Source organism: Pseudomonas sp. 86_A (assembly GCF_017491705.1).
In the GTDB taxonomy this organism is placed as follows: Bacteria; Pseudomonadota; Gammaproteobacteria; order Pseudomonadales; family Pseudomonadaceae; genus Aquipseudomonas; species Aquipseudomonas koreensis.
The window spans coordinates 176,334-197,433 of record NZ_JAFGYS010000009.1; the positions used below are offsets into that span (position 1 = coordinate 176,334).

Genomic DNA, 21,100 nt, shown 5'->3' on the forward strand with positions numbered 1-21,100 from the left:
AAGGGACTAGACCATGCATTTCACCATTCAACGCGAAGCCCTGTTGAAACCCCTGCAACTGGTCGCAGGCGTCGTCGAGCGCCGACAGACCTTGCCGGTACTGTCCAACGTGCTGTTGGTCGTCGATGGCCAGCAACTGTCGCTGACCGGTACCGACCTTGAGGTCGAGCTGGTCGGTCGTGTGCAACTCGAAGAGCCGGCCGAAACAGGTTCCATCACCGTGCCTGCGCGCAAGCTGATGGACATCTGCAAGAGCCTGCCCAACGATGCGCTGATCGATATCAAGGTCGACGAGCAGAAACTGGTGGTGAAGGCCGGCCGCAGCCGCTTCACCCTGTCGACCTTGCCGGCCAACGACTTCCCGACCGTGGAAGAAGGCCCGGGTTCGCTGACCTGCAGCCTGGAGCAGAGCAAACTGCGTCGTCTGATCGAACGCACCAGCTTCGCCATGGCCCAGCAGGACGTGCGTTACTACCTCAACGGCATGCTGCTGGAAGTCTCTGCCGGCGTGATCCGTGCCGTGGCCACCGACGGTCACCGTCTGGCGATGTGCTCGATGCAGGCCGATATCGGTCAGCCGGATCGCCATCAGGTGATCGTGCCGCGCAAAGGTATTCTCGAACTGGCGCGTCTGCTCACCGAGCCGGATGGCAACGTCAGCATCGTTCTCGGCCAGCACCACATTCGCGCCACCACCGGTGAATTCACCTTCACCTCCAAGCTGGTCGACGGCAAATTCCCGGACTACGAGCGCGTACTGCCGAAAGGTGGCGACAAACTGGTATTGGGCGATCGTCAGGCACTGCGTGAAGCCTTCAGCCGTACCGCGATTCTGTCCAACGAGAAATACCGTGGTATCCGTCTGCAACTGGCGAGCGGTCAGTTGAAGATCCAGGCCAACAACCCGGAGCAGGAAGAAGCGGAAGAAGAAGTGGGCGTTGAGTACAACGGTGGCTCGCTGGAAATCGGCTTCAACGTGAGCTATTTGCTCGACGTGCTGGGCGTGATGACCACCGAGCAGGTTCGCCTGATCCTGTCCGACTCCAACAGCAGTGCGCTGGTGCAAGAGTCCGACAATGACGACTCGGCTTACGTTGTCATGCCGATGCGTCTGTAATCAGCTGAACCTGGATGTCCTTAAGTCGCGTTTCGGTCACCGCGGTGCGCAATCTGCACCCGGTGACCTTCTCCCCCTCCCCCCGCATCAACATTCTTTACGGCGCCAACGGCAGCGGCAAAACCAGTGTTCTGGAAGCCATTCATCTGCTGGGGCTTGCCCGTTCGTTTCGTAGCACGCGGCTGTTGCCGGTCATCCAGTACGAGCAACTTGCCTGCACGGTATTCGGGCAGGTCGAGCTGGCCGAGGGTGGGCACAGTGCGTTGGGGATCTCGCGCGATCGTCAGGGCGAGTTCCAGATCCGCATCGACGGCCAGAACGCCCGCAGCGCCGCGCAACTGGCGGAGATCCTGCCGCTGCAGTTGATCAACCCAGACAGCTTCCGCCTGCTCGAAGGCGCGCCGAAGATTCGCCGGCAGTTCCTCGACTGGGGCGTGTTCCACGTCGAGCCGCGGTTCATGGCGACCTGGCAGCGTTTGCAGAAGGCCTTGCGCCAGAGAAACTCCTGGCTGCGGCATGGTACACTTGACGCCGTTTCGCAAGCGGTTTGGGACAGGGAACTGTGCCAGGCTAGCGCTGAAATCGATGAATACCGCCGCGCTTACATCAAAGCCTTGAAACCAGTCTTTGAACAAACCTTGAGCGAACTGGTTGAGCTTGAAGGTTTGACGCTCAGCTATTACCGCGGCTGGGACAAGGACCGGGAACTGAGTGCCGTACTGGCTGGTTCCGTACAACGGGATCAGCAAATGGGTCATACCCAGGCCGGACCGCAACGGGCTGATTTGCGTCTTAGATTGGGCGCACACAACGCCGCGGACATCTTGTCCCGGGGTCAGCAGAAGTTGGTGGTTTGCGCATTGCGGATTGCCCAGGGGCATCTGGTGAGCCAGGCCCGACGCGGTCAGTGTATTTATCTGGTGGATGACTTGCCGTCCGAGCTGGACGAGAGCCACCGTCGCGCGCTGTGCCGCTTGCTGGAAGACTTACGCTGCCAGGTCTTTATCACCTGTGTAGATCACGAATTATTGAGGGAAGGCTGGCAGACGGAAACGCCAGTCGCTCTGTTCCACGTGGAACAGGGCCGTATCACCCAGACCCACGACCATCGGGAGTGAAGGCATTGAGCGAAGAAAATACGTACGACTCAACGAGCATTAAAGTGCTGAAAGGCCTGGATGCCGTACGCAAACGTCCCGGTATGTACATTGGTGACACCGACGATGGCAGCGGTCTGCACCACATGGTGTTCGAAGTGGTCGACAACTCGATCGACGAAGCCCTCGCCGGCCACTGCGACGACATCAGCATCATTATCCACCCGGATGAGTCCATCACCGTTAAAGACAACGGCCGTGGCATCCCGGTAGACGTGCACAAAGAGGAAGGTGTTTCCGCCGCCGAGGTCATCATGACCGTCCTCCACGCTGGCGGTAAGTTCGACGACAACTCCTACAAGGTATCCGGCGGTTTGCACGGCGTAGGTGTGTCGGTTGTGAACGCCCTGTCCGAAGAACTGGTACTGACCGTGCGCCGCAGCGGCAAGATCTGGGAACAGACCTACGTTCACGGCGTACCTCAGGCGCCGATGGCCATCGTTGGCGACAGCGAGACCACCGGTACCCAGATCCACTTCAAGGCTTCCAGCGAAACCTTCAAGAACATTCACTTCAGCTGGGACATCCTGGCCAAGCGCATTCGTGAACTGTCCTTCCTCAACTCCGGTGTCGGCATCGTCCTCAAGGACGAGCGCAGCGGCAAGGAAGAGCTGTTCAAGTACGAAGGCGGCCTGCGTGCGTTCGTTGAATACCTGAACACCAACAAGACTGCGGTCAACCAGGTGTTCCACTTCAACATTCAGCGTGAAGACGGCATCGGCGTGGAAATCGCCCTGCAGTGGAACGACAGCTTCAACGAGAACCTGTTGTGCTTCACCAACAACATTCCGCAGCGCGACGGCGGCACCCACCTGGTGGGCTTCCGTTCGGCCCTGACGCGTAACCTGAACAACTACATCGAGCAGGAAGGTCTGGCGAAGAAGCACAAAGTCGCCACCACCGGTGACGATGCCCGTGAAGGCCTGACCGCGATCATCTCGGTAAAAGTGCCGGATCCGAAGTTCAGTTCGCAGACCAAAGACAAGCTGGTGTCTTCCGAAGTGAAGACCGCGGTCGAGCAGGAGATGGGCAAGTACTTCTCCGACTTCCTGCTGGAAAACCCGAACGAAGCCAAGCTGGTCGTCGGCAAGATGATCGACGCGGCCCGTGCCCGTGAAGCGGCGCGAAAAGCCCGTGAGATGACCCGCCGCAAAGGCGCGCTGGACATCGCCGGCCTGCCGGGCAAGCTCGCTGACTGCCAGGAAAAAGACCCGGCACTGTCAGAACTGTACCTCGTGGAAGGTGACTCCGCGGGCGGCTCTGCCAAGCAGGGACGTAACCGCAAGACCCAGGCGATCCTGCCGCTGAAGGGCAAGATCCTCAACGTCGAGAAGGCACGCTTCGACAAGATGATCTCGTCCCAGGAAGTGGGCACGCTGATCACCGCGCTGGGCTGCGGCATTGGTCGCGAAGAGTACAACATCGACAAGCTGCGTTATCACAACATCATCATCATGACCGATGCTGACGTCGACGGTTCGCACATCCGTACCCTGCTGCTGACGTTCTTCTTCCGTCAGTTGCCGGAGCTGATCGAGCGTGGCTACATCTACATCGCCCAGCCGCCGCTGTACAAGGTCAAGAAAGGCAAGCAAGAGCAATACATCAAAGACGACGACGCCATGGAAGAGTACATGACGCAGTCGGCCCTGGAAGATGCGAGCCTGCACCTGAACGAAGAAGCCCCGGGCATTTCCGGTGAAGCGCTCGAGCGTCTGGTTAACGACTTCCGCATGGTGATGAAGACCCTCAAGCGTCTGTCGCGCCTGTATCCGCAGGAGCTGACCGAGCACTTCATCTACCTGCCGGCCGTCAGCCTGGAAATGCTCGGCGACCACGCCAAGATGCAGGACTGGCTGGCCCAGTACGAAGTCCGTCTGCGCACCGTCGAGAAGTCGGGCCTGGTCTACAAGGCCAGCCTGCGTGAAGACCGTGAACGTGGCGTGTGGTTGCCGGAGGTCGAACTGATCTCCCACGGCCTGTCGAACTACGTCACCTTCAACCGCGACTTCTTCGGCAGCAATGACTACAAGACCGTCGTCACCCTCGGCGCTCAACTGAGCACCCTGCTCGACGAAGGCGCGTACATCCAGCGCGGCGAGCGCAAGAAAGCGGTCACTGAGTTCAAGGAAGCCCTCGACTGGCTGATGGCTGAAAGCACCAAGCGCCACACCATTCAGCGATACAAAGGTCTGGGCGAAATGAACCCGGATCAGCTGTGGGAAACCACCATGGACCCAAGCGTGCGTCGCATGCTGAAAGTCACCATCGAAGACGCCATTGGCGCAGACCAGATCTTCAACACCCTGATGGGTGATGCGGTCGAACCTCGCCGTGACTTCATCGAGAGCAATGCTTTGGCGGTGTCCAACCTGGATTTCTGATCCTGTGTAGGCAACGCCCGCTAAAGAAAACCCCGGCCTGTGTGCCGGGGTTTTTTTATTTCTGCGGCGACCTGGGCACCGCGTAGAGCATCAAGAATACCAACGGCTCAAAGTGCCTGGCTTGCCGCTCAATTCGCCCTGCACGGTGGTCAGCATATCGATCATGCGTGATCGGAACGTATGGTGTTGCGCCAGCGTCGCCAATCCCTGCTGGGCGATCGCCTTGCGCTCTTCTTCGTGCGCGAGGTAATAGCTGCAGATCTCCATCAAGTCCTGAGTGTCGCGGAAAATCACCAGGTCTTTGCCATCGATAAAGAGTTTGTGCAGATCCGGTTTGTCATTGGTGACAAGAAAAGCACCGCAACTGAGCACATCGAAGACGCGCATCGGCAACCCGGATTCCACGAATGAGCGCGTGAGATTCAGATTGATCCTGGAGCGTTGGAATATCTTTGGCATCTGGCTGAAGTGATCAACATGCCCAACGTAACAATGGATCTTGTCTTGCCACTCTTCGTTGCCATACACACGAATGGAAAAATCGGCCTCAAGGCGCTGGATCAGACCAATGCGTTCCTGCCATGAATGTTCCCGACCCAGCAAATAAGCGGTCTTTTCCGCGACCGAGAGATAGTGATCTCCAGCAAGTTGATAGCCCGATTCACGTTTGAATGCGCTGATCAGATCATCATCAATCTGCTTGGTCAGATGTACGAATCCTTCGGATCGGTCCAATGAGTCGATCAGCCGAGCGCCCCGCTGCCGGGTGGCTGCCGACAGGCGGGGCAGAATTGAAGTTCGATATTCGGTCCGGGTCAGGTTGGCGACAAAGCTGATGTCGTGGGCAAAGCCGAGGTCAGGTTCTTGTACCTGGAATTGTCTGATGCGTTCCAGGTTGGCAGCAACGGGCAGATGGTAGACCTGTCGAACCCCACTGTTCCTCAGCCTGAGCGCGACGGCGACATCATATATAAAGGTGAAGGTATGCGGGTTGTTGATGGCTTTGTCATAGATGGGATAGCAAGGCGTGTCGATCACCCAAGCCAGATAGGGGATTTGCAGGAGTTCGCAAACCTCGGAGATGTACTGATTGAAGTTGATCGTCAGCACGTAGTCCGGCCGCGTGTTCATCAGCGCCATGACGTTTTCTTCGGTCAGAGGCAGAAAGGTCACTGAGAAACCCAGCATCCGCAAGGCATCGACACAGTCCCGGGAGATGACCACATGTTCGAACACCACGAAGGTGGCAGCATTGGGAGCGGGGGCTATTTTCACGGTCAATTCCCTGACATTTATTCCATGAGATCTTGATGGCAAAGCCTCAACGGCTTCCGGTAATTGTTCCTAATTACTCACCTATAGGCCAGACGTCCATGGGTCAATGCGTTGCCCCTGCTGTTGGGGAGCTCGTTTTTTATCATCATCGCTGGTTGCCGCGTGGCTGCCCGTATCTTTCCCCTACTTTGGTCTGTGGCTGCTGACCTGTTTTGTTCCGCAGAGTTGGTTTGCCTGGAAACTGATAGGGCTGGCTAACAGTAATACGACCGTGCGCTTGCTGGCGCTGACCTTTCATTGATCACGGCAGGCCAACGCATTCCGTTGGCCTGCGCTCTTCACTCGCTCGTTGTTGCGACACTTTCCAACCGATACCCATACCCATAAATCGTCAGCAACTGCCATCCACGCTCCGCCGTCAGCCCCAACTTGTTGCGCAGACGGTAGATGTGCGTATCCAGCGGTCGCGAAGAGACCACCTCTTCATGGGGCCAGAACCGTTCATATAGGTATTCGCGCGACAGCGGCCGCCCCAGGTTACTGAACAGGCACCGTGCCAAGCGATATTCACGCTCCGTCATGACCACGGCCTTACCCTTGCGGGTAACGGTCAGTTCAGCGTCGTCGAAGGTCAGGTCATTGAAGCTCAGCACTTCGGTGGCGGTACTGCGCTGCTGGCTGTGCCGGCGCAGTACGGCGGCGACTCGAGCTTTCAATTCATTGGGACGGAACGGTTTGCTCACGTAATCATCGGCGCCAGCGTTCAAGGCCTGGACGATATCGCTCTCGCCATCGCGACTGGTCAGCATGATCGCCGCCGGCGGTGCTTCCATGTGTTCACGGGTCCAGCGCAGCAGGGCCAGGCCGGTCAGGTCGGGCAATTGCCAGTCGAGGATCAGCAGGTCGAACGTGTCCCGGCGCAATTGACGCAGCAAGTCTTCACCGCGCTCGAAGCTGTGCAGTGACCATGGCTGCTCGCCGGCATCGGCCATTTGCTGCAGGGTTTGCTCGACCCGGCGCAGTTCGGCGGGTTCATCGTCCAGTATCGCAACGCGCATACGCGTGGGTTCCTTGTTGCTTGGGCAGTGGCCGATAACCTTAGCGGCTTGGCCTTTGCGGTGAAAGTAAGCCGTCCGCCGTCGATCGACGTCCGCTATGATTGTTCGGATCTACGTCCTCAGACCTGTGGCTCATGAAACCATTCACTGCCCCCTGCCCTGTTTGCCATGAATAACCCGCGCCGGCGCGAAAGCCGCGAGCCGAGTCAGGTCCAGCGCCTGTTTCGGCGGCTGGTACGTGAGTGGTTGTGGATAAGTCTAGTGCTGTTGCCGCTGACTGCGCTGTTGTCGTATCGCGCCCAGATCAACCTGCACGATGCGGTACCGGCCTGGAGCGCGCTGCTCTCGGTGGGGTTGGTGGCGTGCGTGCTCGGTTTGCTGCTGTGGCGCCCGCGCTGGGCGATCTGGGTGACGCTGGGCGGGGTGGCGTGCGTGTTGCTGACCAGCGCCGGGTTGGCGGAAATCCGGCACTGGTGGTCACCGACCCCGGCGGCGCTCGGCATGTTGTTCGGCTATCTGATCTGGAACTGGCGGCGCTTGAGCGTGGTGCTGACGTATTTTGGCTGGGAGCTGGCGCGGCTGGACCGCGAGCCGAAAGTGTTCCCGGAACGTCGCCGCGCGCAATTCACCAGCGCTGACCAGTTACAGGGGCAGATCATGGCGCTGGAACAGGCCATGAGCCGCACCCGCGATACCCGGCGTTTCATTGCCGATGGTCTGGAATACCTGCCGGTGGCGACACTGATCAGCGATCCGAAGGGGCAGATCCTGCTGGGCAACCGTAAGGCTCGTGTTCTGTTCGATCACCCGCTGGTAGGTGACGATGTGCTCGAACAACTGGCCCGTCTTGGCTACCCGGAGTTGTCCACAGTACCGCGCCCGGCGTTGTCTGCCCTGGCGCTGCTGGAGTTTCGCGATCACAAGGAGCGCAGCCTGCGTCTGGAACGCGCGGCATTGTTGCCGGTGGATGGAGATACGCCGATCGGCTGGCTGCTGAGCCTCACGGACCTGAGCGCCGAACGCGCCGCCGAAGAACAACGCGGCGTGTTGCTGCGGTTTCTCTCCCACGATCTGCGTGCCCCGCATTCGGCAATCCTCGCTCTGCTCGATGTGCACCGTCATCAGGCCGGAGCGGACTCTCCCCTGTTCGAACAGATCGAGCGCCAGGTGCGCCGTGCGCTGGATCTGACCGATGGCTTCGTGTTGCTGGCGCGAGCGGAATCCGAAGCCTATCAATTCCAGCCCAGCCTGTTCGCGATGCTGGTGCTGGACGTACTGGACCAGGCCTTGCCCATTGCCCAGCAGAAAAACATCCAGCTGTTGCATGACATGGATGAGCCATCCCAGGAGCGACTGATCAATGCCGACCAAGGCCTGCTGACCCGCGCCTTGTTCAATCTGCTGGAAAACGCGATCAAGTACAGCCCGCCCGGGACCACGATTCAGTTGAGCGTCCGTTGCCAGGACGAGTGGCTGTGCTGTGATTTGACCGATCAGGGCAAAGGCATCGCCGCCGAAGAACTCCCAGATCTGTTTACCCAGTACCGCCGCTTTTCATCGGCGCAGGGAATCGATGGCGTCGGCCTGGGGCTGTCGATGGTCAAAGCCGTGATCGATCATCACGGCGGCAGTATCGAGTGTCAGAGCGTGGTCAATCAGGGCACGACCTTCCGGCTTCGAATACCACTGATTGCCGAATGATCGGGCACAAAAAAACCGGCTATATCAGCCGGTTTTTTTACTTCCGAAAAAAACTTATGCACGTTTTGCGGCGTTTTATTAGCTTGAGAAATATATAAGTAAATCAATCAGTTACTTTTAATATTCAGGCTTTTTCAACAAAACCGTACACAGGTTATCCACAAAAATCAGACAGCCATCTGATCATTTGCCGCCGGGGCCTGTTGCGCCGGCGGCAGGGAACCCATTTCGCGCTGAGCCTGCTCGTTCCAGGCTTGCACGCGGTCGTTCAGATCGGCGATGGCGCGTGGCCCAGTGCCTTCGGCGTACATCGGCTCGCCTATGACCACGGTGATCACGCCCGGCTGTTTGCCCCAGCCGATTTTCGGCCAGAACTTGCCGGCATTGTGTGCAATCGGCAGCACCGGAAGCGCCGCATTCACCGCCAACGCGCTGCCACTGCGGGAAAACTTGCCGACGGTGCCGTAAGGAACGCGGGTGCCTTCAGGGAAGATCAATACCCAGACGTTATCCTTGAGCAGTTCATCGCCTTTGGCCGCGACTTGCTTGAGCGCGGCTTTCGGGTTGTCGCGGTCAATCGCGATCGGCCGCAACATGGCCATCGCCCAGCCGAAGAACGGCACGTACAGCAATTCGCGCTTGAGCACCTGGCTCAAGGGCGAGAAATAAGCGGAGAGAAAGAACGTCTCCCAGGTGCTCTGGTGGTTCGACTGAATCACGCAGGGCCGGTCCGGCACGTTGTGCGCGCCTTTGACCTCATAACGAATGCCGAGAAACACCTTGGTCAACCACAAGGCGCAACGGCACCAGTAGACATTGATAAAACGATAACGCGCCTTGAACGGCAGAAAGGGCGCGATAAAAAAGCTCAGGCTGCACCACAGCAAGGCAGTGGTGCCCAGCAGCAGGTAAAAGAGAAAAATTCTGATGGCCTGCAGTATCGACATGGCGACGTTTACCGTTACGGGCACTGCCCGACTGTTCAAGCGCACTCCCGATCAATCCCTGGTCAGGAACTTCAGAAGCACTCTAGTTGTGGATAAGTTCTGCGGCAATCGCCGCCAGATCGTCAAAAATCAGGGTGCCAACCGGCAGGTTTTTACTCTGAGTCTTTTCGCCTTTCCCGGTCTTTACCAAAACGGGCTGTGAATCGACGGCTTTGGCGGCCTCCAGGTCACCAAGGCTGTCGCCGACGAACCAGACATTCGTCAGCGCCACGTTGTAATGCGCCGCGATGGTTTTCAACATGCCCGGTCTCGGCTTGCGGCAATCGCAGCCTTCATCCGGCCCATGCGGGCAGTAAACGATCAGCCCGACCTCACCGCCCTGCTCCGCCACCAGCGTGCGCAAGCGCGCGTGCATGGCGTCGAGGGTGGCGAGGTCGTAGTAGCCGCGAGCAATGCCCGACTGATTGGTAGCCACTGCCACCGTCCAGCCGGCCTTGCTCAACTGCGCAATCGCCTCGATCGAGCCGGGCAGCGGAATCCACTCCTCCACCGACTTGATGTAAGCGTCGGAGTCGTAATTGATCACTCCGTCCCGATCGAGAATCAGCAGTTTCAACAGCAGTCCCTCAACCCAGCAGCGAAATGTCGGCAACACCGAGGAACAGGCCACGCAGACGCGCCAGCAGCGCGTAGCGGTTGGCCCGGACCTTGGCGTCTTCGGCATTGACCATGACGGCGTCGAAGAACGCGTCTACCGGCTCGCGCAGGGCAGCCAGACGCGCCAGCGATTCGTTGTACTGACGTGCTGCGGCCATTGGTTGCACCGCCTGATCCGCTTGCTGGATCGCCGAGTACAGCGAGAACTCGTTGGCGTTGTCGAAATACTTGGCTTCGACCACGGTCGGCACCGAGCCTTCCACCTTGCTCAGCAGGTTCGATACACGCTTGTTGACCGCCGCCAGCGCTGCCGCTTCCGGCAGTTTGCGGAAGGCTTGCACCGCTTGTACACGCTGGTCGAAGTCCAGCGCCGAACCCGGCTTCAAGGCACGCACCGACAGGTAAGTCGCGACATCCACGCCTTCGTCTTCGTAACGCGCACGCAGACGGTCGAAGATGAATTCCAGTACCGAATCGGACAGACCGGCAGCCTTGACCTTGGCACCGAACGCGGCCACGGCGAAATTCACAGCATCGTTCAGATCGAGGTCGAGTTTTTTCTCGATCAGGATGCGCAGCACACCCAGTGCCGCACGGCGCAGGGCATACGGGTCCTTGCTGCCGGTTGGCAGCATGCCGATACCGAAGATACCGACCAGGGTGTCGAGCTTGTCGGCGATCGCGACGGCCGCACCGGTCAGGGTCGCCGGCAGTTCGGCACCGGCACCGCGTGGCATGTACTGCTCGTTGAGCGCCAGCGCGACGTCTTCCGGCTCGCCGTCATTGAGGGCGTAGTAGTAACCGGCGACACCCTGCATCTCCGGGAACTCGCCGACCATTTCGGTGGACAGGTCGCACTTCGACAGCAGGCCTGCGCGGGCCGCCCACGAGGCGTTGCCGCCAATGCGCGCGGCGATGTACGCCGCCAGTTTCGAAACGCGCTCGGCCTTGTCGTAGACGCTGCCGAGCTTTTCCTGGAACACCACGTTCTGCAGGCGCAGGTTGAAGTCTTCGAGCTTCTGCTTCTTGTCTTGCTTGAAGAAGAACTCGGCGTCGGTCAGGCGTGGGCGAACCACTTTCTCGTTACCGGCGATGATCTGCTGCGGGTCTTTGCTTTCGATGTTGGCGACGGTGATGAACCGTGGCAGCAACTTGCCGTCGGCATCCAGCAGGCAGAAGTACTTCTGGTTGTCCTGCATGGTGGTGATCAGCGCTTCCTGCGGCACGTCGAGGAAGCGTTCCTCGAACGAGCACACCAGCGGCACCGGCCATTCAACCAGCGCGGTCACTTCGTCGAGCAGTGCCGGCGGCACGATTGCCGTGCCTTCCTGACGGGTGGCCAGCTCTTCGGTGCGCTTGCTGATGATCTCGCGACGCTCGTTGGCGTCGGCCAGGACATAAGCGGCGCGCAGGTCGGCCAGATAGCTCGATGGCGAACCGATGCGCACGCTTTCCGGGTGGTGGAAGCGGTGACCACGGGAATCACGGCCAGCCTTCTGGGCGAGGATGGTGCAGTCGATGACCTGGTCACCGAGCAGCATCACCAGCCATTGGGTCGGACGCACGAACTCTTCCTTGCGCGCACCCCAACGCATGCGTTTCGGGATCGGCAGGTCGTTCAGCGAATCTTCGACGATGGTCGGCAGCAGGCTCGCGGTCGGTTTGCCGGCGATGTTCTGGCTGTAGCGCAGTTTCGGACCGCTCTGGTCGATTTCGCTCAGCTCGACGCCACACTTCTTGGCAAAACCCAGGGCAGCCTGAGTCGGGTTGCCTTCGGCATCGAACGCCGCCTGACGCGGCGGGCCGTCGAGGTTGATGCTGCGATCCGGTTGCTGGGTGGCCAGCGCAGTGATCAGCACAGCCAGACGACGCGGTGCGGCGTAGACGGTTTTGCTCTCGTAGCTCAGGCCGGCGGCTTGCAGGCCCTTGTCGATGCCGGCGAGGAACGCTTCAGCCAGGGTGTTCAGGGCTTTGGGTGGCAGTTCTTCGGTGCCCAGTTCAACCAGAAAATCTTGCGCACTCATTGTGCAGCCTCCAGCTTGGCCAGTACTTCGTCACGCAGGTCCGGGGTCGCCATCGGGAAGCCCAGCTTGGCGCGGGCCAGCAGGTAGGCTTGCGCAACGGAACGCGCCAGGGTGCGTACGCGCAGAATGTATTGCTGACGCGCGGTCACCGAGATCGCCCGGCGCGCATCCAGCAGGTTGAAGGTGTGCGACGCCTTCAGAACCATTTCGTAGCTCGGCAGCGGCAGCGGCTGGTCGAGTTCGATCAGGCGCTTGGCTTCGCTTTCATAGAAGTCGAACAGTTCGAACAGTTTGTCGACGTTGGCGTGTTCGAAGTTGTAGGTGGACTGCTCCACTTCGTTCTGGTGGAACACGTCGCCGTAGGTCACCTTGCCGAACGGACCGTCAGCCCAGACCAGGTCGTAGACCGAGTCCACGCCTTGCAGGTACATGGCCAGACGCTCCAGACCGTAGGTGATCTCACCGGTGACCGGGTAGCACTCGATGCCGCCCGCCTGCTGGAAGTAGGTGAACTGGGTCACTTCCATGCCGTTGAGCCAGACTTCCCAGCCCAGACCCCAGGCGCCGAGGGTCGGCGATTCCCAGTTGTCTTCGACGAAGCGAATGTCGTGGACCAGCGGGTCCAGGCCGACATGCTTGAGGGAGCCCAGGTACAGTTCCTGGAAGTTGTCCGGGTTCGGCTTCAGGACTACCTGGAACTGATAGTAGTGCTGCAGACGGTTCGGGTTTTCGCCGTAACGGCCGTCAGTCGGACGGCGGCTTGGCTGCACGTACGCGGCGTTCCAGGTTTCCGGGCCGATGGCGCGCAGGAAGGTCGCGGTGTGGAAAGTGCCGGCGCCTACTTCCATATCGTAGGGCTGAAGTACCACACAACCTTGCTCGGCCCAGTATTGCTGGAGCGCGAGGATCAAGTCTTGGAAGGTACGCACGGCTGGCGTAGGCTGGCTCACGAAATTCACCTGTTTCTTGGGCTGCGATTTAAAGAGCGGGAGTATACCCGATTCAGTCGCACCTCCACCCCCTGGAGCCTTATGCCACGCTGCTTTTGGTGTACCGAAGATCCGCTGTACATGGCTTATCACGATCAGGAGTGGGGCACGCCGCTACGCGATGCGCAGGGTTTGTTCGAGTTGCTTTTGCTCGAAGGGTTCCAGGCCGGGCTGTCGTGGATCACCGTGCTGCGCAAGCGCGAGCGCTACCGCGAGGTGTTGTACGGCTTCGACGTGCAGCGTGTGGCGCAGATGAGTGACGCGGAAATCGCCGAACTGATGCTCGATCCGGGGATCATCCGAAACCGTCTCAAACTCAATGCCGCCCGCCGTAATGCGCAAGCCTGGCTGGCGCTGGAAGACCCGGTGGCATTCCTCTGGTCGTTCGTCGGCGGCCAGCCGATCATCAATCATTTCAAGGATCGCAGCGAAGTCCCGGCGATCACCCCCGAAGCGCTGGCGATGAGCAAAGCCCTGAAAAAGGCCGGTTTCACCTTCGTCGGCCCGACCATTTGCTACGCGCTGATGCAGGCCTCGGGCATGGTCATGGATCACACCCAGGACTGCGACCGCTACGCGCAGCTCGTCAACGGCGGTTAGAATGGCCGCCTCGCGCACAGCACAAGATCAGGAGTGACCTGTGGAAAAGTTTAAAGGCGCCTTGCTGGTAGGCGCTCTGCGGCTGTTTGCCCTGCTGCCATGGCGGGCTGTACAGGCCGTGGGTTCGGCCATCGGCTGGATCATGTGGAAAACCCCCAACCGTTCCCGCGACGTGGTGCGGATCAACCTCGCCAAATGTTTTCCACAGATGGACCCGGCCGAGCGCGAGCGTCTGGTCGGCCAGAGCCTCAAAGACATCGGCAAGTCCCTGACCGAAAGCGCCTGCGCGTGGATCTGGCCGGCGCAGCGCTCGATCGATCTGGTGCGCGAAGTCGAAGGACTCGACATCCTCAAGGATGCGCTGGCCTCGGGCAAAGGCGTGGTCGGCATCACCAGCCACCTGGGCAACTGGGAAGTGCTCAACCATTTCTATTGCAGCCAGTGCAAACCGATCATTTTCTACCGTCCGCCGAAGCTCAAGGCGGTGGATGAATTGCTGCGCAAACAACGCGTGCAACTGGGCAACAAAGTCGCCGCGTCGACCAAGGAAGGCATCCTCAGCGTCATCAAGGAAGTGCGCAAGGGTGGTGCAGTGGGCATCCCCGCTGACCCGGAACCGGCCGAATCCGCCGGGATCTTTGTGCCGTTCTTCGCGACTCAGGCGCTGACCAGCAAATTCGTACCGAACATGCTCGCCGGCGGCAAAGCGGTCGGGGTGTTCCTTCATGCCCTGCGCCTGCCGGACGGTTCCGGATACAAAGTGATCCTCGAGGCGGCGCCAGAGGCCATGTACAGCACCGATACCGCAGAGTCCTGCGCGGCGATGAGCAAAGTGGTCGAGCGCTATGTGGCGGCGTATCCGAGCCAGTACATGTGGAGCATGAAGCGCTTCAAGAAACGTCCGCCGGGCGAAGAGCGCTGGTACTGACCCACTTGGCACACTCTGTGGATAACTTGTAGGAGCTGCCGCAGGCTGCGATCTTTTGATCTGGCTTCTGCGGTTATCCACACCCCGTTCATCGAAGGGCGCAGAAAGATGTCCGAACAACGCAAATCATTCCGCATCAAGATCACCCACGACAGCTTCGGCGAATGCCTCGGGCAGACCCGCAATTTGACGCCTGTCGGGGTATATGTGCAGCATCCGCGCCTGGCGTCGCTGCCCAAGGGCGCGGTGGTTTATGGTCAGGTGCAGGGTTTACCCACAGGCGCGCCGCGGGTGCGGATGGAAGTGGTGGCGGTGGATGCCGAGGGCATCGGCCTGCGCTATTTGTGAATAACGTCCGCTGACTTATTGCGCCTGACGGTCGAGCTTCTTCAGAAACACCGTCATTTCCTTTTCCGCTTGCTTGTCGCCATGGGCGCGGGCGGCGTCCAGACCCTGTTCCCATGCCTGGCGCGCGGCGGCGTGATCGCCCAGCGCCTGCTGCGCCTTGCCCAGCAGTTTCCACGCGGCCGAGTACTTCGGATCGAAGGCTACGCAGTGCTGAAAATGCTCGGCTGCCTTGGCGTTCTCCCCCAGGTCCAGATAACCCTTGCCCAGGCCGAAGCGCAGCAAGGCGTTATCCACACCCTTGGCGAGCATTTTTTCCAGGGATTCGAGCATCGGTGGATTCCTTTTCTGCTGTGTCAGGGAAGATCTGTGGCGCTGCAATCGCTGGCTTGCCAGCTATGTGGCCAATGAAGACACCGCTCATTCAGGATCAGAAGAAGCTCAGCCCCACATGAAACAGCTTCTCCACATCGCGAATATGCTTTTTATCCACAAGAAACAGAATCACATGGTCGCCGGTTTCGATCACCGTGTCGTCATGGGCGATGATCACTTCTTCGTTGCGAATGATCGCGCCAATCGTGCTGCCCGGCGGCAGGCCGATTTTTTCGATGGGCCGGCCGATGACCTTGCTCGACTTCGCATCACCGTGGGCAATCGCCTCGATGGCCTCCGCCGCGCCCCGACGCAATGAGTGCACGCTGACGATGTCGCCACGGCGTACGTGAGCGAGCAAGGTGCCGATGGTCGCCAGTTGTGGGCTGATGGCGATGTCGATATCGCCGCCCTGAATCAGATCGACGTAGGCCGGGTTGTTGATGATCGTCATGACCTTCTTCGCCCCCAGCCGTTTGGCCAGCAGCGACGACATGATGTTGGCTTCGTCATCGTTGGTCAGCGCGAGGAAGATGTCGGCGTCGGCAATGTTCTCTTCCAGCAGCAGGTCGCGGTCCGACGCGCTGCCCTGCAGCACCACGGTGCTGTCGAGGGTGTCGGAGAGATAACGGCAGCGTGCCGGGTTCATCTCGATGATCTTCACTTGGTAGCGGCTTTCGATGGCCTCGGCCAGGCGTTCACCGATCTGCCCGCCGCCGGCGATGACGATGCGCTTGTAGGTTTCGTCGAGGCGGCGCATTTCGCTCATCACTGCGCGAATATTCTCACGGGCGGCGATGAAGAAGACTTCGTCATCGGCCTCGATCACCGTATCGCCCTGGGGCAGGATCGGCCGGTCGCGGCGGAAAATCGCCGCGACACGCGTCTCGACATTCGGCATGTGCTCACGCAACTGACGCAGTTGCTGACCCACCAGCGGCCCGCCGTAATACGCGCGCACCGCCACCAGTTGCGCCTGGCCTTCGGCGAAGTCGATCACTTGCAGCGCGCCCGGATGCTGGATCAGGCGCTTGATGTAGTTGGTCACCACTTGCTCGGGGCTGATCAGCACGTCGACCGGAATCGCTTCGTTCTGGAACAGCTGTTCCTCGCGATTGAGGTAGGACGCCTCGCGCACCCGGGCGATCTTGGTCGGGGTGTGGAACAGGGTGTGGGCGACCTGGCAGGCGACCATGTTGGTCTCGTCGCTGTTGGTCACCGCCACCAGCATGTCGGCATCATCGGCGCCGGCCTGACGCAGCACCGACGGCAGCGAGCCGCGGCCCTGAATGGTGCGGATGTCGAGGCGATCACCGAGGTCGCGCAGGCGTTCGCCGTCGGTGTCGACCACGGTGATGTCGTTGGCTTCGCTCGCCAGGTGTTCGGCCAGCGAACCGCCGACCTGTCCCGCACCGAGGATGATGATTTTCATCCAGTCACTCCGTTGAATCCGTTTAGCCGCGCGCGGCAGCGATCTTGATCAGCTTGGCGTAGTAGAACCCGTCATGGCCGCCCTGCTGGGCCAGCAATTGGCGACCATGGGGTTGTTTGATCCCGGCGGCAGTCGCCAGATCCAGTTCGCGGGCACCCGGCGTGCGCTCGAGGAACGCGGCAATGACCTCGGTGTTCTCGGTAGGCAAGGTCGAGCAGGTGGCGTACAGCAGGATCCCGCCCACTTCGAGGGTTTTCCACAGCGCGTCGAGCAACTCGCCTTGCAGTTGCGCGAGGGCGACGATGTCGTCCGGCTGACGGGTCAGCTTGATGTCCGGATGGCGGCGGATCACCCCGGTGGCCGAGCACGGCGCATCGAGCAGGATGCGCTGGAACGGTTTGCCGTCCCACCACGCTGCGGTATCGCGACCGTCGGCAGCGATCAGTTCGGCGCTCAGGCCCAGTCGCTCAAGGTTTTCCTTTACGCGCACCAGACGCTTGGCTTCCAGGTCCACTGCCACCACGCCGGCCAGCGCCGGTTCGGCCTCGAGGATGTGGCAGGTCTTGCCGCCCGGCGCGCAGCAGGCGTCGAGCACGCGCTGACCCGGCGCCAGATCGAGCAGATCGGCGGCCAGTTGCGCGGCTTCGTCCTGCACGCTGATCCAGCCTTCGGCAAAACCCGGCAGGCTGCGCACGTCGGCGGCGGCGTCGAGGACGATGCCGTCGCGGCTGTAGACACACGGCGTGGCGGCGATGCCGGCCTCGCTGAGCAAGCCGAGGTAGGCGTCGCGGCTGTGATGGCGGCGGTTGACCCGCAGGATCATCGGCGGATGCGCGTTATTCGCGGCGCAGATCGCTTCCCATTGCTCCGGCCAGAAGGCCTTCAGGGATTTTTGCAGCCAGCGCGGGTGAGCAGTGCGTACCACCGGGTCGCGCTCCAGCTCGGCGAAAATCGTCTCGCTTTCACGCTGGGCGTTGCGCAGCACGGCGTTGAGCAAACCCTTGGCCCACGGTTTTTTCAGCTTGTCGGCGCAACCGACGGTTTCGCCGATGGCAGCGTGCGGCGGCACACGGGTGTAGAGCAACTGATAGAGGCCGACCAGCAGCAACGCCTCGACATCGGCGTCAGCCGCCTTGAACGGCTTTTGCAGCAGCTTTTCGGCCAGTGCCGACAGGCGTGGCTGCCAGCGTGCGGTGCCGAACGCGAGATCCTGGGTGAAACCGCGATCACGGTCTTCGACCTTGTCCAGTTGCGTCGGCAGCGAACTGTTCAGCGAAGCCTTGCCGCTGAGGACGGCGGCGAGTGCCTTGGCGGCGGCCAGACGCGGATTCATTGCGCGTCCACCGCTGCACCCAACACGGTGCCGACGGCGAATTTCTCACGGCGGCTGTTGAACAGGTCGCTGAAGTTCAGCGCCTTGCCGCCGGGCAATTGCAGGCGTGTCAGGCACAGCGCCTGCTCGCCGCACGCGACGATCAAGCCGTCCTTGCTGGCGCTGAGCACTTCGCCCGGCGCGCCTTTGCCTTCGGCCAGTGTCGCCGCCAGCACTTTCAGCGCTTCGCCATTGAGGGTGCTGTGGGTGATCGGCCACGGGTTGAACGCACGCACCAGACGCTCCAGCTCGACAGCCGGGCGGCTCCAGTCGATGCGTGCTTCGTCCTTATTCAATTTGTGCGCGTAGGTGGCGAGTTCGTCGTTCTGCACTTCGCCTGCCAGCGTTCCGGCTGCGAGGCCGGCAATCGCCTGAACCACGGCGGGCGGGCCCATTTCGGCTAGACGGTCGTGCAGGGTGCCGCCGGTGTCGTCGGCGCTGATCGGGGTCACAACCTTGAGCAGCATCGGCCCGGTATCCAGGCCTGCCTCCATGCGCATCACGGTCACGCCGCTTTCGGCATCACCGTGTTCCACGGCGCGCTGGATCGGCGCCGCACCGCGCCAGCGTGGCAGCAGCGAGGCGTGACTGTTGATGCAGCCCAGGCGCGGAATATCCAGCACCGCCTGCGGCAGGATCAGGCCATAGGCGACCACCACCAGCAAGTCCGGCTGCAGCGCAGCCAGCTCGGCTTGAGCATCGGCGTTGCGCAGCGTCGGCGGCTGCAACACCTGGATATTATTTTCCAGCGCGAGTTGTTTGACCGGGCTCGGCATCAGTTTTTGCCCACGACCGGCCGGACGATCCGGTTGGGTGTAGACCGCAACGATCTCGTAGGGGCTGTTCAGCAGGGCCTTGAGGTGCTCGGCGGCGAATTCCGGGGTGCCGGCAAAAACGATGCGCAATGGCTCAGTCATGAAAGGAGTCTCATAAAAAGAAAAAGGCTTGCCGCAGCAAGCCTTTGAAGAGGGGCATCAAGCGTTCTGGCGATGCAGCTTTTCCAGTTTCTTCTTGATCCGGTCGCGTTTGAGCGTGGACAGGTAGTCAACGAACAGCTTGCCGTTGAGGTGGTCGCATTCGTGCTGGATGCACACGGCGAGCAGACCTTCGGCGATCAGTTCGTAAGGCTGGCCGTCGCGGTCCAGCGCCTTGATCTTGACCTTCTGCGGGCGGTCGACGTTTTCGTAGAAACCCGGCACCGAGAGGCAGCCTTCCTGGTACTGATCCATCTCGTCGGTCAGCGATTCGAACTCGGGGTTGATGAACACCCGGGGTTCGGTGCGGTCTTCGGAAAGGTCCATCACGACGATACGTTTGTGCACGTTGACCTGGGTCGCGGCGAGGCCGATGCCCGGCGCTTCATACATTGTTTCAAACATGTCATCGACCAACTGACGCACTTCGTCGTCCACTACAGCCACAGGCTTGGCGATAGTACGCAGACGCGGGTCCGGGAATTCGAGGATGTTCAAAATGGCCATAGGCTGATTGCTGCACGTATTGAGTAAAGTCGGGTCGATGGCCTGGCAGGTCCGAAGATGCAGGCTACCGTTGTGAAGCGTAGCCAATGCAGTTTGCACTGGCGAGCCACGGGGGCTCTGACGGTTCACGCGAACGCACATGATAAAGGGATTCGTTGCATGAGGAAAACACTACTCGCCCTGCTGCTTCTGGCTTCGGCCGGCGTGGCGCAAGGGCAAGTGCAACTCAGGGATGGTTTTCCACAGCAATACACGGTGGTTTCGGGGGATACCCTCTGGGACATTTCCGGCAAATACCTGCGCGAGCCCTGGCAGTGGCCACAGCTGTGGCGGGCCAACCCGCAGATCGAAAATCCCAACCTGATCTACCCCGGCGACACGTTGACGCTCCGTTACGTCAACGGCCAGCCGCAACTGACCCTCAACCGTGGCGAGTCACGGGGCACGATCAAACTGTCGCCGCGTATCCGCACCAGCCCGGTGGCCGAGGCGATTCCGAGCATCCCACTGAAATCGATCAACAGTTTTCTGCTGAGCAACCGCATCGTCGACAAGGTCGAGGAATTCGACAAGGCGCCGTACATCGTCGCCGGCGATGCCGAACGCGTGCTCAGCGGCACCGGCGACCGGATCTTCGCGCGCGGCCATTTCGACCCGAATCAGCCGGTGTACGGCATCTTCCGCCAGGGCAAGGTCTACACCGACCCGCAGACCAAAGAATTTCTCGGGATCAACGCCGACGACATCGGCGGCGGTGAGATCGTGGCCACCGAAGGCGACGTCGCCACCCTCGCCCTGCAACGCACCACCCAGGAAGTGCGCCTGGGCGACCGCTTGTTCAGCGGCGAAGAGCGTTCGATCAACTCAACCTTCATGCCCAGCGCTCCGAGCACCAGTATCAACGGGCTGATCATCGACGTGCCGCGCGGCGTCACCCAGATCGGCGTGATGGACGTGGTCACCCTGAACAAGGGCAAACGCGACGGCCTGGCCGAAGGCAATGTACTGGTGGTGATGAAGACCGGGGAAACCGTGCGCGACCGGATCACCGGCCAGCCACTGAAAATTCCTGACGAACGGGCCGGGTTGCTGATGGTGTTCCGCACTTACGACAAGCTCAGTTACGGCCTTGTGCTCAACGCTTCACGCTCGCTGGCGGTGCTCGACAAGGTGCGAAATCCTTAGCAGGCTTAACAAGTTACCAACAGAGTTATCCACAGCTTGTTCCGAATGGTTCGGGACTTATAACGATCAAGGA

At 60.5% G+C, this 21,100-nt stretch carries 19 protein-coding genes; 8 read left to right on the forward strand and 11 right to left on the reverse strand.

The window, feature by feature from the left end:
* Positions 1–13: 13 nt before the first annotated feature.
* Genes dnaN through gyrB form a run of 3 tightly spaced genes read left to right on the forward strand, consistent with a single transcriptional unit; the run spans position 14 to position 4,658 of the window.
* Complete coding sequence (dnaN, locus tag J5M57_RS15575) at positions 14–1,117, forward strand: DNA polymerase III subunit beta (RefSeq protein ID WP_007960767.1); 1,104 nt, start codon at positions 14–16, stop codon at positions 1,115–1,117.
* A 14-nt stretch (positions 1,118–1,131) separates the two neighbouring features.
* Positions 1,132–2,235: a DNA replication/repair protein RecF gene (gene recF / locus J5M57_RS15580; protein ID WP_003220208.1), complete on the forward strand. Its 1,104-nt coding sequence runs from the start codon at positions 1,132–1,134 to the stop codon at positions 2,233–2,235.
* Positions 2,236–2,240: 5 nt separating this feature from the next.
* Positions 2,241–4,658, forward strand: coding sequence for a DNA topoisomerase (ATP-hydrolyzing) subunit B (gyrB, locus tag J5M57_RS15585; protein ID WP_007960764.1), 2,418 nt, complete (start codon positions 2,241–2,243; stop codon positions 4,656–4,658).
* Between the two features lie 90 nt (positions 4,659–4,748).
* On the opposite strand, the gene J5M57_RS15590 is transcribed toward gyrB, so the two are convergent.
* A complete protein-coding gene (locus J5M57_RS15590; RefSeq protein ID WP_338110655.1) occupies positions 4,749–5,933 on the reverse strand; it encodes a glycosyltransferase in 1,185 nt (394 codons plus the stop codon).
* Positions 5,934–6,271: 338 nt separating this feature from the next.
* Entirely contained in the window at positions 6,272–6,991 is a 720-nt protein-coding gene (locus J5M57_RS15595) for a response regulator transcription factor (RefSeq protein WP_207848673.1), read from the reverse strand.
* Positions 6,992–7,159: 168 nt separating this feature from the next.
* Here J5M57_RS15595 and J5M57_RS15600 point away from each other — a divergent pair, with 168 nt between their 5' ends.
* Positions 7,160–8,692 carry a HAMP domain-containing sensor histidine kinase gene (locus tag J5M57_RS15600; protein ID WP_207848674.1) on the forward strand — a complete coding sequence of 511 codons (1,533 nt, stop codon included), beginning with the start codon at positions 7,160–7,162 and terminating at the stop codon, positions 8,690–8,692.
* A 167-nt stretch (positions 8,693–8,859) separates the two neighbouring features.
* Here J5M57_RS15600 and J5M57_RS15605 read toward each other — a convergent pair whose 3' ends face one another.
* From J5M57_RS15605 to glyQ, 4 genes are all read right to left on the reverse strand, one after another.
* Entirely contained in the window at positions 8,860–9,639 is a 780-nt protein-coding gene (locus tag J5M57_RS15605) for a lysophospholipid acyltransferase family protein (protein ID WP_064585208.1), read from the reverse strand.
* Between the two features lie 82 nt (positions 9,640–9,721).
* Positions 9,722–10,261 (reverse strand): D-glycero-beta-D-manno-heptose 1,7-bisphosphate 7-phosphatase, encoded by a 540-nt coding sequence (gene gmhB / locus J5M57_RS15610; RefSeq protein ID WP_207848719.1) that lies wholly within the window; start codon positions 10,259–10,261, stop codon positions 9,722–9,724.
* A 4-nt stretch (positions 10,262–10,265) separates the two neighbouring features.
* The gene (glyS, locus tag J5M57_RS15615; protein WP_207848675.1) at positions 10,266–12,320 is read right to left on the reverse strand and encodes a glycine--tRNA ligase subunit beta; all 2,055 of its coding nucleotides are present in this window, start codon (positions 12,318–12,320) and stop codon (positions 10,266–10,268) included.
* Complete coding sequence (gene glyQ, locus J5M57_RS15620; RefSeq protein WP_003187265.1) at positions 12,317–13,270, reverse strand: glycine--tRNA ligase subunit alpha; 954 nt, start codon at positions 13,268–13,270, stop codon at positions 12,317–12,319. The genes glyS and glyQ overlap by 4 nt, the downstream gene beginning before the upstream one ends.
* Before the next feature lie 81 nt (positions 13,271–13,351).
* Here glyQ and J5M57_RS15625 point away from each other — a divergent pair, with 81 nt between their 5' ends.
* The 3 genes from J5M57_RS15625 (at position 13,352) to J5M57_RS15635 (ending at position 15,185) form a co-directional block, all read left to right on the forward strand.
* The gene (locus J5M57_RS15625; protein ID WP_207848676.1) at positions 13,352–13,909 is read left to right on the forward strand and encodes a DNA-3-methyladenine glycosylase I; all 558 of its coding nucleotides are present in this window, start codon (positions 13,352–13,354) and stop codon (positions 13,907–13,909) included.
* 40 nt (positions 13,910–13,949) lie between these two features.
* Positions 13,950–14,837, forward strand: coding sequence for a lysophospholipid acyltransferase (locus tag J5M57_RS15630; RefSeq protein ID WP_064389687.1), 888 nt, complete (start codon positions 13,950–13,952; stop codon positions 14,835–14,837).
* A 108-nt stretch (positions 14,838–14,945) separates the two neighbouring features.
* Positions 14,946–15,185: a PilZ domain-containing protein gene (locus J5M57_RS15635; protein WP_207848677.1), complete on the forward strand. Its 240-nt coding sequence runs from the start codon at positions 14,946–14,948 to the stop codon at positions 15,183–15,185.
* Positions 15,186–15,200: 15 nt separating this feature from the next.
* On the opposite strand, the gene J5M57_RS15640 is transcribed toward J5M57_RS15635, so the two are convergent.
* The 5 genes from J5M57_RS15640 to def all read right to left on the reverse strand — a co-directional run bounded on the left by J5M57_RS15640 (position 15,201) and on the right by def (position 19,842).
* Positions 15,201–15,515, reverse strand: a complete 315-nt coding sequence (locus J5M57_RS15640) for a hypothetical protein (RefSeq protein WP_064585214.1) — start codon at positions 15,513–15,515, stop codon at positions 15,201–15,203.
* A gap of 97 nt (positions 15,516–15,612) precedes the next feature.
* On the reverse strand, positions 15,613–16,989 hold the full coding sequence (gene trkA / locus J5M57_RS15645) for a Trk system potassium transporter TrkA (protein ID WP_003220233.1): 1,377 nt from the start codon (positions 16,987–16,989) through the stop codon (positions 15,613–15,615).
* Between the two features lie 22 nt (positions 16,990–17,011).
* Positions 17,012–18,322 carry a 16S rRNA (cytosine(967)-C(5))-methyltransferase RsmB gene (gene rsmB / locus J5M57_RS15650; protein WP_169842832.1) on the reverse strand — a complete coding sequence of 437 codons (1,311 nt, stop codon included), beginning with the start codon at positions 18,320–18,322 and terminating at the stop codon, positions 17,012–17,014.
* Complete coding sequence (gene fmt / locus J5M57_RS15655) at positions 18,319–19,278, reverse strand: methionyl-tRNA formyltransferase (protein WP_169842831.1); 960 nt, start codon at positions 19,276–19,278, stop codon at positions 18,319–18,321. Before fmt ends, rsmB begins: the two co-directional genes overlap by 4 nt.
* A 57-nt stretch (positions 19,279–19,335) precedes the next feature.
* Positions 19,336–19,842, reverse strand: coding sequence for a peptide deformylase (def, locus tag J5M57_RS15660; RefSeq protein WP_027610272.1), 507 nt, complete (start codon positions 19,840–19,842; stop codon positions 19,336–19,338).
* Between the two features lie 159 nt (positions 19,843–20,001).
* Between def and J5M57_RS15665 the strand changes: the two genes are divergently transcribed.
* Positions 20,002–21,027, forward strand: coding sequence for a LysM domain-containing protein (locus J5M57_RS15665; RefSeq protein WP_207848678.1), 1,026 nt, complete (start codon positions 20,002–20,004; stop codon positions 21,025–21,027).
* The last annotated feature ends 73 nt before the right edge of the window (positions 21,028–21,100 follow it).